This window comes from Undibacterium sp. YM2, from assembly GCF_009937975.1.
Classification (GTDB): domain Bacteria; phylum Pseudomonadota; class Gammaproteobacteria; order Burkholderiales; family Burkholderiaceae_D; genus Undibacterium.
Map to the genome: position 1 here is coordinate 6,042,676 of NZ_AP018441.1, position 14,707 is coordinate 6,057,382.

Below are 14,707 nucleotides of genomic sequence, written 5' to 3' on the forward strand. Positions count from 1 at the left end.
CTGTTCAGATTTTGTCCTGTGGATATACAGACTTTTATCACTGCCTTATCATTTGCCTAAACTCTTGATCCTGTGGATGTTTACCGACTTATCCACAGCAACATGCCTGCGTTAACAACTACTACTATTTTTATATAAAGTTATTCAAGCTAAAGGTATCCACAGCTCAAAAAACGCAAAAAAACAAAAGCAAAAAACTGTCGTAGAATCCGTTACTCATTCAATCCTCAGGGACAAAACACCATGAAACTATGGTCAGGCTTACTATTTTCAGCCGTGCTGGCTTGCTCTGCTGCCCATGCAGAAAAACCAACTGAAGCCTCCGTCAAGGAATTACTGGTATTGACGAATAGTCAGCAAATCCTGAAAAGTACCGAAGCGCAGATGGATGCCGTCATGAAAAACATGATGAAAGCTGTCCTGAAAGACCAGACTATCAATGCTGACCAGCAAAAAATCCTGGATAAGTTCAAGGATAAAGTCATAGATATCCACAAGACAGAGATGACCTGGGAAAAACTCGAACCGATTTTTATTGAAATCTATTCAAATTCCCTGAGTCAGGAGGAAGTCGATGGGATAGCTGCTTTCTACAGATCCCCGGCAGGCAAAGCTTATGTCAGCAAAATTCCAGTCATCGTTCAACAAAGCATGGGAGCAATGCAAAAAGTTATCACTCCCATGATGGACAAAATGATGGAAGCGTCCAAAAAAATGGCAGAAGAATTCCGTGAGCTGGAAAAAAATAAATAAATTGCCGTAGATTTGCTTATGTTTTAGATGAAATTAAAAGAAATTAGAAAAAATTAGTGGATTTTAATGATGTTAATGAAATGTGCCCTTGCTTACCGAAATAAAACAGCGAGAGTAAGGGCTCAATGACTGACACCAGGCATTTCATTTTCCTGGGCATGGGCACGCTTGGGGATATCTTCCCTTTTCTGAGTCTGGCTACTGAAATGCAGAGGCGCGGACACAGAGTTACCATGCTTTTGTCCCCGGTACATGCCAGACATGCAGAGATGGCCGGGATTGCCTATGAAGTACTGGGCAGGCAAGAAGACTATGACGCTGCCTTGCGTAATCCAGACATGTGGAATACACGCACAGGCATGGCAGTAGTACTTGCCTCATGCAAATGCGTATTTACAGAAATACCTGATTATTTTGCCACCCTGGCACCGGATCAGGATTGCGTATTGATCAGCCACCCTCTGGGCCTGGCAGCCGCAGACCTGGTGCGCAGTTTCCGTCCGGATATTCCCATCGTCGCAGCTTATCTGGCACCATCCAATTTAAGAACTGTGCATGATCCCCTGGTCATGGGTGATTTATTCATACCGCGCTGGTTACCGGTATGGATGCGTCACTGGCTCTGGACTTATGCAGATAAAAATTTTGTTGATCCGGTAGCAGTACCGATGGTCAATCAGGCCAGGCTGGCCAGGAATCTGCCACCGATTACCAGCCTCGCACCGTATATGTATGCAGTACCAGACCTGAGCATCAGTTTTTTCCCAGAATGGTTTGCCGCAGTACAGCCAGACTGGCCAGCAACCATGGTCTTGGGAGAATTCCAGCTCTATGACAGCAGCCCTGATGCAGACTTATCCACAGAGCTCGAAGAATTTCTGACCTCAGGGCCTGCACCTGTGATATTTACTCCAGGTTCAGGGAATATACAGGCCAGCCATTATTTTAAATGTGCACAGCAGGCAGTGCAAAAACTGGGTTTGCGCGCGATATTCCTGAGTACTCACCGTGAACAGATCGCCTCTGCTCTACCGGCTGACATACTCTGGCAAAGTTATCTGCCACTGCGCACTATACTTCCGCGTGCATCAGCCTTGGTACACCATGGCGGCATAGGTACGACAGCAGAAGCGTTAAGAGCCGGTGCACCGCAATTGCTGACACCGCTGGCTTTTGACCAGTTCGACAATGCTGCGCGTGTAAAAAATCTGGGTGCAGGTCATTTTCTGCGTATGTCACGCCTGACTGCAGGTAAATTGGCGCGCAGCCTGTCACAACTGCTGGGCTCTGCATCAATCAAAACCAATTGCGTGCTCCTTGCTCAGAAATTCAAAAAAACTGGCTATGCAGATTCTTTGTGCGATGCAATTGAAGCAGTAGAATTAAAACAGAAACTATAAATTCCGGCTCCAGGCACAGTTTCCAAATAGCGTTAAATTTAAATAGCCAAACTTATCCACAGCTTATTATTGTCTATAGGTTTTCTTATGCACGATTTCAAGTGGTCAGATACAGAAAAGAAAGTCGCAAGGGCGGCGTATGACAACGCATTGCAAAAAGAATTGGCAGCGATCATGGTGAGATTTAAAGAACTTGCCAATGCTGTCAACTCTCCTCATGAGTTATGGGAAATAGAAGCCTATCTACAGAAAGCCAGGAAGAGAATAGATGCAAAGTATGATTATCGTTATTCACGATTACCATTATTGCTGGCTCAACTCGTTTTTCAAAACCTGGTCAAACGTGAAGACTTACAAAAACTGTCGCAAGACAAGCTGGAAATCATAGACAGCCTGTTAGAGAAAGATAGAAATTATTTTTATGAAAACGATGAATAATCGATAAAAATTCATTTCCGGTTACACAAGCAAGCATCTCTGCATCCATTTAAAACGCGAATACTTAGCGTAACCTGTAAAAAAACAAATATCCAAAAAATACGCAAAGCCACGTCCTGCTTGGCTCGCAAGACAGTTTCATGTTGCTAAAATTACGCGACTATTCGACCAGAGTGAAGACTTTTATCATATCCAGCATCAATCACACGATTATGTCTGGAGTTTTTTATGTCTTTATCTTCTCAATCTTCACCACCATTGTCTGCAGCACCCGCAGCCGCTGGTGGCAGTGTTTTTCTGAAATTGCTGCCGCTGACACTGGCCGTTTTTATCGGCTTTTTGACCATGGGTATGCAGCTACCCGTTTTGCCCTTATACCTGCATAACAGCCTGGGCATGAGCACCCTGGTCGTAGGCCTGGTCATCGGTGCACAATTTACCGTCGCCCTGCTGTCACGTGCCTGGGCTGGCAATTTTGCCGATATGCGTGGTACCAAACGGGCAGTACTCACTGGCGCCGTGATTATTGCCAGCTCAGGCCTGGTGTATCTGGCATCGCTGCCCTTTGTTGCTACACCTGTGGTATCGGTATGGATATTGCTGGCTGGCCGTGTCTTGCTGGCGATAGGTGAGAGCCTGATGGTTACAGGAGCCCTGGGCTGGGGTATAGGCCTGGTCGGGCCGCAAAATGCAGGCAAGGTCATGGCCTGGGTAGGCATCGCCATTTATGGAGCATTTGCCTTCGGTGCACCCGCTGGTGTGGCCATCCATGCACAATTGGGATTTGCCGGCATAGGTATTGCGACTATCAGCATGCCGGTAGTGGCGTTGCTGGTCGCTTTATATATACCTGCCATCCCACCGACAGCTACGACCCGCCTGCCGTTTTACAAGGTATTGAGTACCGTCATGGTACCCGGCCTGGGCCTGGCTCTCGCCAGCATAGGTTTTGGTGTGATCACGGCTTTTTCTGCCTTGTTGTTTGCGGCAAAAAACTGGGGTAATTCTTCGCTTGCATTTACCTTCTTTGGGGTGGCTTTCATCGGTGCCAGGATATTATTTGGTCATTTGCCAGACAAGCTCGGTGGTGCCAGGGTCGCATTCGTCAATGTCGTGGTAGAAGCTGCAGGGCTATTGTTGATCTGGTGGGCTGATACGTCCAGCATGGCTTATATAGGTGTTGCCCTGACAGGCTTTGGCTATTCACTGGCCTTCCCCGGCTTTGGTGTAGAAGCTGCGCGCCGTGCCCCACCGCAAAGCCGCAGCGTCGCCATGGGTGCCTATGTCGCTTTTCTCGATATGTCGCTGGGCATAGTCAGTCCATTGGCAGGTTTTATCGCCGGGCATTGGGGAGTTGATGCTGTTTTTCTGGCAGCCAGCGTGGCAGTTGCTTTGTCTTTACTGGTGGCTGTGCGTTTGCTGGGAAAAGCATCTGCAAGTGTATAAGGTATTTAAATTTTGTAGGGTGCACCATTTGCACCCCACAAAATAGGTACTACATCAATTGATCAGGTTTTCATGAAGCCTGATCAATTTCCTTTTTGCTTTTGACGCTGCTCAGGTAAACACAAAACATATCTGCCATGGCATCCGCATAGTCATCTATCCTGTCAGTTGGATAGCCATTTGCCGACACATGTTCACCAGCACTGCTGAGCGTGGTGGAAATCAGTTCTTCAACGATGGAACGTGTCGCTGCTGTTGCCGTGGGCAGCAATTCCTCAATAAATACCTGCACGGTCTGATCCCAGTATTGCCATGCTTCCTGCGCTTCAGGATCATCGTTATACTGCGGGGCGATATCGGTCAGGGCACTGCGCATCTGGGCTTCTTCACATTCGGAACGAATGAAAGCATGCACGAGAGTGCGCAAGCGCTCCAGAGGTGCCTGCTGGGTATCCTGCAATATCTCGCGCAACATGCCGCCAGTCTGCCGCCATTCATCACTTTGCAGGCGGAACAGGATGGCCGCCTTGTTGGGAAAATACTGATACACAGAACCCACGCTGACACCCGCTCTTTCGGCCACCCGCGCCGTAGTAAATTTTTGTGCGCCTTCACGCTGCAAAACCTGGAGAGCAGCTTCCAGTATGGTTGCGACCAGATCAGCCGAGCGGCTTTGCTGGGGCCGCTTTCTTGAAGAAATAAAAGGGGTTTGAGGTTTACTCATGAGTATAAGAAAGGAGATCCAAATCAATACTTGAGATCATACGCGCTATATCTTTCCGCCATGAAAAAAGCTCCTGGTCTCAGGAGCTTTTTTTACTTGCGACAGGACAGGAAACGATCAGGTTGCCAGTGTCATCAAACTTGCATTACCACCGGCAGCCGTGGTATTCACACACAGTGCCCGTTCAGCCATCAGACGCCACAAAGGTATTTCTGCATGATCATGTGTTTCAACAACGGAGACAATCGCATCATCAAGCCCGGCAAACAGCAGCTTGTAATGTGACAGCAAGCCACCTTCCACCAGGGCCAGCTGGGCACCACATTGTTCAGCTTCGGCAGCAATGATGAGCTTGCTGACTTCAACTGGCAAACCGGCAGGCAGGATAGCCATGGTTTGTGCAGGCAGCACTGGCAGGTTGCCAGTGGCCAGTGTTGCCGCCAGTTGGTTGACGAGGCAATTGACTGTCGTTGCTGCGCAAAAGATACGGCCACGTGGTGCAAACGACAGGGTATTGCGTTCGCCGGTAGGGCCAGGCAATACCTGGGTCACTTTGTAAGGACTGTTGTGGGCATAATGTTCACCGAGTTCGGCAATTTTTTGATGGCCCTGTTTTTGTGCCCAGACCAGCAAGGCTTCCAGCGCTGGTGGTGACTGGCGTTCATACACGGTATGTCCACCCAGGCCGGTGACAGGTGTGCGTTGCAGGCGTTTCAGGTAGAGCGGGCCACCAGCTTTGGGGCCGGTACCGGATTTGCCTTCGCCACCAAAGGGTTGCACCCCCACCACCGCACCAACGATATTGCGGTTCACATAGATATTGCCGACATGGGCGCGGGAAATGATGAAATCGATGGTTTCATCAATGCGGGTATGGATGCCCAGGGTCAGGCCAAAACCGGTGCCATTGATCTGGTCTATCAATGCAGGCAGGTCATTGCGCTTGTAACGCAAGACATGCAATACCGGGCCGAAGACTTCTTTTTTCAAATCAGCCAGATTGGCAATTTCCAGGACGGTAGGTGCTACAAAAGTACCGGCACGACAAGTGGCTGCCAGGTCCAGCGTGTAGAAGGACTTGGCCTTGCCACGCATGCCATTGATATGGCTCATCAGATTGTTTTGTGCTTCGGCATCGATGACAGGGCCTATATCAATGGCCAGGCGGTCTGGTTGGCCTATGCGCAATTCCTGCATGGCACCGTGCAGCATTTCTATGGTCTTGTCAGCGATATCTTCTTGCAGGCACAGTACGCGCAGGGCCGAGCAACGCTGGCCGGCACTGTCAAAAGCAGATGACAGCACATCATTGACGACTTGCTCAGGCAAGGCACTGCTGTCAACGATCATGGCATTCTGGCCACCGGTCTCTGCAATCAGCGGTATATCTATGCCCTCTGCCACAGCGCGTTTTGCCAGTGTGCGGTTGATGATTTGTGCGACTTCGGTAGAACCAGTAAAAATCACACCCTTGACGCGGTGATCTGCCACCAGTTGCGCACCAACGACTTCACCTGTGCCTGGCAAGAATTGCAGGGCACCACGCGGCACACCAGCTTCATGCATCAGCTGTATGGCGCGGTAAGCGATCAACGGGGTTTGTTCTGCTGGTTTGGCCAGCACGACGTTACCAGCGGCCAGCGCTGCGCTGACTTCACCAATGAAGATGGCCAGCGGGAAATTCCATGGGCTGATACAGACGACCGGACCCAGCGCCTGGGTATTTGCCTGGCTCTCTACCTGGGCGGCGTAATAACGCAAAAAGTCTACTGCTTCGCGTACTTCTGCCAAGGCATTCGGCAGGGATTTACCAGCTTCACGTATCGCCAGCGCCATGAAATCCAGGGTTTGCGCTTCCAGCAAATCAGCAGCTTTCTTCAGGGTGGCGGCACGTTCTACCGGCGCTGTGGTTTGCCAGTCCATCGCATATTGTTCTGCCGCGTGCAGGGCAGTTTGCACATCCTGGGCATCGGCTTCGATGACTTCACCAACGACATCCAGTTGGTTCGCCGGGTTATTCACAGGGCGCGCCTGAGTAGCAGATACCTGGCCATGCAGGATGGGCGCCGCTGTCAAAGACTGCTGGCTGCTTTCGGCAAAGTGAGCACTGATTTTTTGCAATTCCAGTTCATTCGAAAAATCCAGGCCAGCAGAATTTTTTCTTTCCTTGCCAAACAAATCCTTGGGCAAGGCAATCGCCGCATGCGGCGCACCACCGAGTTCACGCGAGACGGCTATAGGGTCAGCCAGCATGGATTCTATCGATACGCTTTCATCAACAATCTGGTTGACGAAGGACGAGTTCGCACCATTTTCCAGCAGACGGCGTACCAGGTAAGCCAGCAGGGTCTGGTGGGAGCCTACCGGGGCGTAGATGCGGCAAGGCTTGTCCAGCTTGTCTTTGCCCACGACCTGGTCATACAAGGTCTCACCCATGCCATGCAGGCACTGGAATTCATAATCAGTGATGCCGGCTTTTTGTGCCCAGGTATAGATGGTCGATAAAGTCAGGGCATTGTGGGTGGCGAACTGTGGATAAATCACATCAGTCGCTGCCAGCAGTTTTTGTGCACAAGTCAGATAAGACAAATCGGTATACACCTTGCGTGTATACACCGGGAAGCCACTCATGCCATCGACTTGTGAACGCTTGATTTCTGCATCCCAGTAAGCACCCTTGACCAGGCGTATCATGAACTTGCTGCCACTGCGGCGCGCCAGGTCAACCAGATAATCAATCACAAACGGGCAACGCTTTTGGTAACCCTGTACGACGAAACCTATACCTTCAAAACCTTTGAGGTCGGCATCAAAGGCCAGTGCTTCCATCAGGTCCAGCGACAATTCCAGCCTGTCGGTTTCTTCTGCATCAATGTTCAGACCGATATTGTATTGCTTGGCCAACACCAGTAATTTTTTCAGCAGCGGCAACAGTTCAGTCATCGTGCGCTCACGCTGGGCGCGTGAATAGCGCGGATGCAGGGCAGACAGTTTGACGGAAATACCAGGGCCATTCTTGATGCCACGGCCATTCGAGGCCTTGCCTATCGCATGGATGGCAGTTTCATAGGCTTTGTAATAGAAGGCGGCATCCTTGGCAGTCAGCGCCGCTTCACCCAGCATGTCATACGAATAGCGGTAGCCGCGTTTTTCATTGTCCTGGCTGTTTTTCAGGGCTTCTTCTATGGTCTGGCCAGTGACGAACTGGTTGCCCAGCATGCGCATGGCCATATCGACGCCTTTGCGTATCAGTGGCTCACCACCCTTGGCGATCAAGCGTGTCAGGGCAGAACCCAGGCTTTGTTCGCTATTCGTACTGACCAGCTTGCCCGTCACCAGCAAGCCCCAGGTCGCGGCATTGACGAACAGCGACGGTGATTCACCCAGATGCTTGCGCCAGTCACCCTTGCTGATCTTGTCGGCGATCAGGCGGTCAGCGGTTTGATGATCGGGGATGCGCAACAAAGCCTCGGCCAGGCACATCAGGGCCACACCTTCTTCTGAGGACAAAGAGAATTCATGCATCAGGGCATCAACACCAGAAGCGCGGGTGCGTTGCTGGCGCACATTGCTGACCAGGCGGTGTGCCAGTTCTGCAACACTCTTTTGCTGGTCCTCATGGGCATTTACATTGCCGAGCAGCCATTGCACCGCATCTGGCTCGGATCGGCGGTATGCTTCGGTAATGGCAGTTCTGAGAGGGCTGGCAGGGGGAAGGAGCTCTGCTTGCAGGGCAGAAAAAGGCTGGTTATTGGCTGGCACGGTGATCGCAATCATATAAAAATAATCAAAACAAATATGATTTCATTGTATAGATGCTCTTCGATGATTAATTCTGGAAATCAGAACATATATCGAAATTTTCTTTTTTGTGAGAAAATTATGCCGAATATTATTAATCACCACACTGACGATTTTTGACTTCTTATGCTCGACAAAATCAGTAAAAGAATTCTGGCCGAATTGCAAAACGATGGCCGTATCAGTAATGTAGAATTGGCAACAAGGGTAAACCTTTCTCCCGCTGCCTGTCTGGAACGCGTGCGCAAGCTGCAAGAGTCCGGCTACATACTGGGATACACAGCCCAGCTCAATCCGCATCTGCTAGATGTGGCCCTGCTGGTGTTCATAGAAGTTGTGCTCGACCGCACGACCCCAGACGTGTTCGACGCTTTCCGGCGTGGCGTACAAGCCATCCCTGAAGTGCTCGAATGTCACATGGTGGCCGGTGGTTTTGATTATCTTGTCAAGGCGCGTGTCAAAGACATGAATGCCTACCGCGACTTTTTGGGCAAATCCCTGCTGCAATTAAACGGTGTGCGTGAAACGCATACCTATGCAGTGATGGAAGAAGTTAAAAATACCAGTTGCCTGCCGATTAAATAGGCATTTGATTACTGGCGTTTTTCAGGCACTTTGGGATTTATCCAGAGCCTGGCTTTCATGCCGCATTTCTCGAGGATGCGGCATGTTTTCATTTGCGCGCCTGATTCATTATCAATGCTTGCCCGACAGCGCCAGTTTGATACCAAAAGAAACAAACATCAAACCAATGAAGCGGTTCAGCCACAGCGTGACAGCCTGATTGACGCGCATGCGCTGTCTGGCAAATGCAGTCGAGATAGCGAGGAAGTGGCACCACAACATGCCATTAAAATTGAAAATGCAACCCAGCACGATCAAGGCCAAAGGCTTGTTGCTGGCATCAGCTGCAATAAATTGCGGCACGAAAGCCAGAAAGAAAATCGCCACTTTGGGGTTCAGGATATTCGTCAAAAACCCCTGCATGAAAATCTTGCGGTGGCTGAGTACCGGCAGGCTGGCTTTGGCCTCTGTGTCCGCTTGCGTTTGTTCAGCAGATTTTGCCTTGCTAAACAGCATGGATGCACCTATATACAATAGATAAGCCGCACCAGCCAGTTTAACGATAGTGAAGGCCATGGCAGAAGTCGCCAGCAAAGCCGACAAACCCAGTGCCGCCGCCATGATATGTACCAGCGTACCCGCACCTATGCCCAGCGCTGCCGCCGAACCCGCACGCCAGCCCTGCGTCGCGCTGCGTGTCATGATGAGGATGGAATCGGGGCCGGGGGCGATATTGAGCAAGATACCGGCAATGATGAACTGGACGAGGTCTTGTGTGCCTAACATGGATACTCCTGAGTGGGATGGGGCGAACAAGAACTCAATTATACTGATAATCAACCAAGCACTTTGTACACTGTTTGTCCCATGACCGCTTATTCAACCATGAAATCGTTCTGGCAAAACTTATCCCCGTTCTGGAAAACCCTGGCTATCTGCCTAATGGTGGAAACGGGCTTGTTTGCTGGCCTGATGATAATCAGTCATTCACTGGCGCTGACGCTGATCGTGCAGATCGTGGTGTTGGGGCCTGCCAGTATCTTTCTTGCACCTGCCATTTACAGAAAAAACAAGAAACCCGCCAGAGGTAAAAGGTTTTCACTATCAAGATGAATAAAATGAACTACGACTGGGTTTGCCATGCCTGCGCAGCAGAAAACAGCAAATCCGTACTGCAATGCCAGGCTTGTGGCTGTGCTGCTTTTGCCAGTGTCAACGAGATGGAAGTGCATGCACAGGGCCAGCGTAAAATTGATTTGCAGATATCGCGCGAACTGGCGATGACCGTACTGTTTTGGGCTTTGATAGGCGGCATAGCGTTTTTCTTCAAATTGGCGGCATAGATGTGCAATGGGCGTTTTGTGCCTGCGCAATAGACCGCGGCCCAAAATGTTGCATAATGTCGCTTTTAGCGCGCATTTTCGTCGCATTTCATCTAAATATCGAAAAATAAAAGCTTACACCGGGTCCGGTGTGCGCTGGCCGCTAACTTGTTCAATTTCTTCAGCATTTCATGTCTAACTCTGCGCAAACAGCAACAACTCCCGACTTATCCACAGTGCAAACCCTGGCAGAATTATTTGCCTGGCGGGTAGCACAAACTCCTCATGCCGAAGCCTACCGGCAATTCGATGATGCACAGGGACTGTGGATATCTTATTCGTGGCAACAGACGCAAGAGCGGGTACTGGGTTTTATCAAGGCCTTGTCACCGCTGGCACTCGAGCACAGTTCCCGTATTGCCATCCTGTTGCCAAATGGCTTGCATGCAGTCTGCATGGACCAGGCCGTGCAGGCTTGCGGCTTTGTACCTGTGCCCATGCATGCGCTGGATAACCCGGCCAGTATTGCCTATATCCTTAGCGACAGCGATGCTGCATTTTTAATCGCGGCAAGCGACAGGCAATGGAAAGATATCGCCAGTGCCGGCCTGGAATTGCCAGCCCTGCGCCAGGTGGTTGTGCTGGAAAAAGAGCTAGATGCCGCAGCCTTGCCAGCCAATGTCCCGGTCGTACAAATCGACGAATGGCTGGCCAGCGCAGCACATCTGCAAGCCGCGGCAAAAGGCCCGGTAGCCGATGACCTGGCAGCCCTGGTCTATACCTCGGGCACAACAGGCAAACCCAAGGGCGTCATGCTGACGCACACCAATGTGGTGTCGAACGTCAAGGCAGTTGTCCACAGGGTGTCACCAGTTATTACGGATGTGTTTTTATCTTTCCTGCCCTTGTCGCATACCTTTGAGCGTACCGCCGGTTATTACCTGCCGATTGCGGCAGGTGCCTGCGTTGCCTTCTCGCGCTCGGTCAAGCAATTGCCGCAAGACTTGCTGGAAGTGCGGCCTACGATCCTGATTTCCGTCCCGCGTATTTATGAACGCGTGTATGGCGTGATCCAGACCAAACTGTCGGCATCCAAACTGCAGGCAAGTTTATTCAATCTCGCGATTGCCACTGGCTGGCGCCGCTTCAGCCGCGAACAGGGTTTGCTCAAGGGTGATGGCATGACAGCCTTGTTCGACAGCCTGCGCTGGCTGGTGCTGGAACCTTTGATTGCCAGCAAACTCAAGAACCAGTTTGGTGGCCGTTTGCGGGTGGCTGTCAGTGGTGGTGCCGCACTGTCGCAGGCAATTTCGCAATGCTTTCTGGGCCTCGGTATCCCTATCGTGCAGGGTTATGGCATGACTGAGACTGCACCTGTCGTCGCCTTCAATGCGCCCGATGATAATGACCCTGCTACCGTAGGCCGCGCCGTTGAAGGTGTGGAGGTGCGCATAGGTGAAAATGCAGAACTGCAGGTACGTGGCCCGAATGTCATGCGCGGCTACTGGAAGCGTGAAGAAGATACTGCCAAGACCTTTATTGATGGCTGGCTGCGTACCGGTGACCAGGCTTCCATCGTTGATGGCCGTGTGCGTATTCTTGGTCGCGTCAAGGAAATCATCGTCACCTCCACTGGTGAAAAAATCGCCCCGGTTGATCTGGAACTGGCGATCATGAATGATGCCGTGTTTGAGCAAGCCTATGCCTTTGGTGAGAATGCCCCCTTCATCGCCTGCGCCGTCGTGCTGAGCCGTGCTTACTGGCTGGAGCTGTCCACCTCGTTGGGCCTCAATCCTGACGATACCGCCAGCCTGAAATCACCACAGGCACAAAAAGCAGTGGTGCAACGTATCAAGGCTTTGACCAAAGGTTTTCCCTACTATGCACAACCACGCGCCGCGATTTTGACGCTGGAACCATGGACGGTGGAAAACACCCTGATCACACCTACTCTGAAGCTCAAGCGCAATAATTTGCTCGCGCATTTTGCTGCGGATATCGAGGCTGTGTATAAGCGCTAACTTATGCACAGAGCCAAAGAGCTTGGCCAGTTGCTGCAAACCTGCAGCAACTGTGAAGTTGTTCAGCCAAACGGAATAAAGTCTATGCCATTCTGTATCTTGGCAACCACCTGCACCTGGTTCTCGGTACTCTCGCTAAAACTGGCGAGTATGTCGGCTCTTGTCATGCCTTTGCTGACCTGCCCATTCCAGTAATCAAAGCCTGCCTGGTCTGGCGTCCGGTGCAACACATTACTGTACAGGGCAGTCAGAAAGGCATTGTCAGAGATATTCGCTCCATACAATTGCTTGAACTCGGCGGAAATGACGAAGCTGGCAGCAACCTGGTTCAGGCTTTGTCCTTTGTCCATCTGTCCTATCCAGTAACCCAGGCCTGGCAGATCCGGCGTGCGGTTGAAGGCTGCCTGGTAAATGCGGTAAGCCACGCCAGCGGTACTATTGATATCCAGCGCGACCGACATATCGGCAAACTGCAGGCGTTCTACCTGGCTGACAGAATCGGTACCCTCGGCCCCGGTTTTATCCTGTACAGTAAAATTGGCACCTGCTGCCGTGATGTTAAAGTCAGCCCGCTTGCCTGCATAAATCGCAGTATCCATGCCTGCGCCGCCATTGATGATGTCATTTCCGGCCAGGCCGTTGAAACTGTCGTTACCAGCCGTTCCATTCAAAGTGTCATTGCCAGCCGTACCAACAATACCACCGGCGATCACCTTTGCCACCGTGGTGAACGAATAGCTGCTGGTACCAATGAAATTATTACCCGCCATGTCCTTGATTGCGCCAGAAGGTATCGACAGCTTGTAAGTGCTGCCATTGCTCAGGTCATTGGTCGGGTTGATGGTCACGGTATTGCCGCTGATCGTGACATTGCTGCTTTGCGCGATGTTGTAGTTGGCTACCACGCTGCCATCGGCATTCATGAGGCTGATGGTGCCACTGCCAGCGGTGACAGTCTCACTGAAGGTCAGCACGATATCGCTATTGGTGGCGACACTGGTCGCCAGCGTGGCCGGGCTGAAGCTGATGACGGTAGGCGGTGTGGTATCGCCAAAGAAACTCAGCAGGTCCAGCACGTCTTTGCCATTGTTGAAGACCAAACGCTCCATGTTGAGCAGCGTCGCATGCAACTCGCCGCTCGCACCAGAGAGGGTATCGACATGCACAGAACCATCTGCCGCCAGCGTGATCTTGTATTCAGAACGCAGCGAAGTACCCAGATTGAGCGTGTCTATGCCACCCTTGCCATCCAGGGTAAACGTCGATGGATTAATGACGGTCCAGGTGTTATTGCCGTCGTCGCCTACTATGGTTGCCATGATGCACTCCTCAAATTCCTGGTTCAGGCCGCAGCCTGCGTATGTACTATGCCTTGCTGGTCTATTGCCAGAAAACGCAATCCGGTTTGCTGCAGATACGCCAGCGCATCAGCCTCTTTCAACATGCCTATCGTCGTGCAACTGCCAGCCAGTGCAGTCAAAGGGGCCAGCACGCTGATGCTGCGCCAGTGACTGACCGGCATGCCAGTGTGCGGGTTCAGGATATGGCAGTAACGCTGACCACCTGCTTCAAAATATCTTTCATAATCCCCACTGGTGGCCAGCGCCCCTGAGGTCAGCGGTATGCTGGCCGCGATCTTGTCTTGCTGGCGCGGGTCTTGTATCCCCATGACCCATGCCTGGCCATCCGGCTTGGGGCCCAGCACCCGTATATCACCACCAAGGTTCACATAGCCATGTGTGACGCCTGCGGCCTCGAGCACTGCCGCTGCCCGGTCTGCCGCATACTCTTTACCAAAGCCACCAAAATCGATTTCCATACCAGCCTGCGGCAGTCTGAGTTTGTTACTGGTTCTTTCCACCTTTGCCCAGCCTATGCGCTGGCACAAGGCATGTAATTCATCTGCTGCCGGTACCCGCTGGCTCTTGAAATCCCAGGCCTGGCGCAAGATGCCTGCCGTGATATCAAACAAGCCATCACTGGCCTGGTGCAGGGCCTGGGCATAATCAAACAGGGCCACAGTTTCTTCATCACAGACCACGGCATCACCACCCGCCTGGGCATTGATGCGCGAGACGATGCTGTCTGGTCTGTAACGCGAATACTTGACCTCTATCCTGCGCACTTCGGCAATCGCTTCCTGTGCTTTGGCAAACATAGTCTGTTCATCGGTATCCGCGATAACGACTTCACAGGTGCTGGCCATGGCCTTGAAAGGGATACGGTAAATCTGCATAA

13 protein-coding genes are annotated in these 14,707 nt (G+C 51.4%); 8 read left to right on the forward strand and 5 right to left on the reverse strand.

Annotated features, from left to right (window positions below; all coding sequences use genetic code 11):
• The first annotated feature begins 243 nt into the window (after window positions 1-243).
• The 4 genes from UNDYM_RS27810 to UNDYM_RS27825 all read left to right on the forward strand — a co-directional run bounded on the left by UNDYM_RS27810 (window position 244) and on the right by UNDYM_RS27825 (window position 4,037).
• Window positions 244-753, forward strand: a complete 510-nt coding sequence (locus UNDYM_RS27810) for a DUF2059 domain-containing protein (protein ID WP_162044051.1) — start codon at window positions 244-246, stop codon at window positions 751-753.
• 125 nt (window positions 754-878) lie between these two features.
• The gene (locus tag UNDYM_RS27815) at window positions 879-2,153 is read left to right on the forward strand and encodes a glycosyltransferase (RefSeq protein WP_162044052.1); all 1,275 of its coding nucleotides are present in this window, start codon (window positions 879-881) and stop codon (window positions 2,151-2,153) included.
• 87 nt (window positions 2,154-2,240) lie between these two features.
• Window positions 2,241-2,591 (forward strand): hypothetical protein, encoded by a 351-nt coding sequence (locus UNDYM_RS27820; RefSeq protein WP_162044053.1) that lies wholly within the window; start codon window positions 2,241-2,243, stop codon window positions 2,589-2,591.
• A 228-nt stretch (window positions 2,592-2,819) separates the two neighbouring features.
• Window positions 2,820-4,037, forward strand: coding sequence for an arabinose transporter (locus UNDYM_RS27825; RefSeq protein ID WP_162044054.1), 1,218 nt, complete (start codon window positions 2,820-2,822; stop codon window positions 4,035-4,037).
• A 70-nt stretch (window positions 4,038-4,107) separates the two neighbouring features.
• Here UNDYM_RS27825 and UNDYM_RS27830 read toward each other — a convergent pair whose 3' ends face one another.
• Window positions 4,108-4,761, reverse strand: coding sequence for a TetR family transcriptional regulator (locus tag UNDYM_RS27830; RefSeq protein ID WP_162044055.1), 654 nt, complete (start codon window positions 4,759-4,761; stop codon window positions 4,108-4,110).
• A 117-nt stretch (window positions 4,762-4,878) separates the two neighbouring features.
• The gene (putA, locus tag UNDYM_RS27835; RefSeq protein ID WP_162044056.1) at window positions 4,879-8,538 is read right to left on the reverse strand and encodes a trifunctional transcriptional regulator/proline dehydrogenase/L-glutamate gamma-semialdehyde dehydrogenase; all 3,660 of its coding nucleotides are present in this window, start codon (window positions 8,536-8,538) and stop codon (window positions 4,879-4,881) included.
• Window positions 8,539-8,688: 150 nt separating this feature from the next.
• On the opposite strand from putA, the gene UNDYM_RS27840 reads away from it, so the two are divergent.
• A complete protein-coding gene (locus tag UNDYM_RS27840; protein ID WP_110254407.1) occupies window positions 8,689-9,147 on the forward strand; it encodes an Lrp/AsnC ligand binding domain-containing protein in 459 nt (152 codons plus the stop codon).
• 111 nt (window positions 9,148-9,258) lie between these two features.
• On the opposite strand, the gene UNDYM_RS27845 is transcribed toward UNDYM_RS27840, so the two are convergent.
• Window positions 9,259-9,912: a LysE family translocator gene (locus UNDYM_RS27845; RefSeq protein ID WP_162044057.1), complete on the reverse strand. Its 654-nt coding sequence runs from the start codon at window positions 9,910-9,912 to the stop codon at window positions 9,259-9,261.
• Between the two features lie 12 nt (window positions 9,913-9,924).
• Between UNDYM_RS27845 and UNDYM_RS27850 the strand changes: the two genes are divergently transcribed.
• From UNDYM_RS27850 to UNDYM_RS27860, 3 genes are all read left to right on the forward strand, one after another.
• Window positions 9,925-10,239 carry a hypothetical protein gene (locus UNDYM_RS27850; protein ID WP_162044058.1) on the forward strand — a complete coding sequence of 105 codons (315 nt, stop codon included), beginning with the start codon at window positions 9,925-9,927 and terminating at the stop codon, window positions 10,237-10,239.
• A gap of 5 nt (window positions 10,240-10,244) precedes the next feature.
• A complete protein-coding gene (locus UNDYM_RS27855) occupies window positions 10,245-10,469 on the forward strand; it encodes a hypothetical protein (protein ID WP_162044059.1) in 225 nt (74 codons plus the stop codon).
• A gap of 170 nt (window positions 10,470-10,639) precedes the next feature.
• Entirely contained in the window at window positions 10,640-12,469 is a 1,830-nt protein-coding gene (locus UNDYM_RS27860) for a long-chain fatty acid--CoA ligase (protein WP_162044060.1), read from the forward strand.
• Between the two features lie 62 nt (window positions 12,470-12,531).
• Here the strand turns inward: UNDYM_RS27860 and UNDYM_RS27865 are convergent, their stop codons facing one another.
• Window positions 12,532-13,788: a DUF4214 domain-containing protein gene (locus UNDYM_RS27865; protein WP_162044061.1), complete on the reverse strand. Its 1,257-nt coding sequence runs from the start codon at window positions 13,786-13,788 to the stop codon at window positions 12,532-12,534.
• A 23-nt stretch (window positions 13,789-13,811) separates the two neighbouring features.
• On the reverse strand, window positions 13,812-14,705 hold the full coding sequence (locus UNDYM_RS27870) for an FAD:protein FMN transferase (RefSeq protein WP_162044062.1): 894 nt from the start codon (window positions 14,703-14,705) through the stop codon (window positions 13,812-13,814).
• Window positions 14,706-14,707: the final 2 nt, after the last annotated feature.

What these genes read in the sequence shown, in the direction of transcription:
- UNDYM_RS27810 (WP_162044051.1), top strand. Translation starts at nt 244, where the DNA reads ATGAAACTATGGTCAGGCTTACTATTTTCAGCCGTGCTGGCTTGCTCT.
- UNDYM_RS27815 (WP_162044052.1), top strand. Translation starts at nt 879, where the DNA reads ATGACTGACACCAGGCATTTCATTTTCCTGGGCATGGGCACGCTTGGG.
- UNDYM_RS27820 (WP_162044053.1), top strand. Translation starts at nt 2,241, where the DNA reads ATGCACGATTTCAAGTGGTCAGATACAGAAAAGAAAGTCGCAAGGGCG.
- UNDYM_RS27825 (WP_162044054.1), top strand. Translation starts at nt 2,820, where the DNA reads ATGTCTTTATCTTCTCAATCTTCACCACCATTGTCTGCAGCACCCGCA.
- UNDYM_RS27830 (WP_162044055.1), bottom strand. Translation starts at nt 4,761, where the DNA reads ATGAGTAAACCTCAAACCCCTTTTATTTCTTCAAGAAAGCGGCCCCAG.
- putA (WP_162044056.1), bottom strand. Translation starts at nt 8,538, where the DNA reads ATGATTGCGATCACCGTGCCAGCCAATAACCAGCCTTTTTCTGCCCTG.
- UNDYM_RS27840 (WP_110254407.1), top strand. Translation starts at nt 8,689, where the DNA reads ATGCTCGACAAAATCAGTAAAAGAATTCTGGCCGAATTGCAAAACGAT.
- UNDYM_RS27845 (WP_162044057.1), bottom strand. Translation starts at nt 9,912, where the DNA reads ATGTTAGGCACACAAGACCTCGTCCAGTTCATCATTGCCGGTATCTTG.
- UNDYM_RS27855 (WP_162044059.1), top strand. Translation starts at nt 10,245, where the DNA reads ATGAACTACGACTGGGTTTGCCATGCCTGCGCAGCAGAAAACAGCAAA.
- UNDYM_RS27860 (WP_162044060.1), top strand. Translation starts at nt 10,640, where the DNA reads ATGTCTAACTCTGCGCAAACAGCAACAACTCCCGACTTATCCACAGTG.
- UNDYM_RS27865 (WP_162044061.1), bottom strand. Translation starts at nt 13,788, where the DNA reads ATGGCAACCATAGTAGGCGACGACGGCAATAACACCTGGACCGTCATT.
- UNDYM_RS27870 (WP_162044062.1), bottom strand. Translation starts at nt 14,705, where the DNA reads ATGCAGATTTACCGTATCCCTTTCAAGGCCATGGCCAGCACCTGTGAA.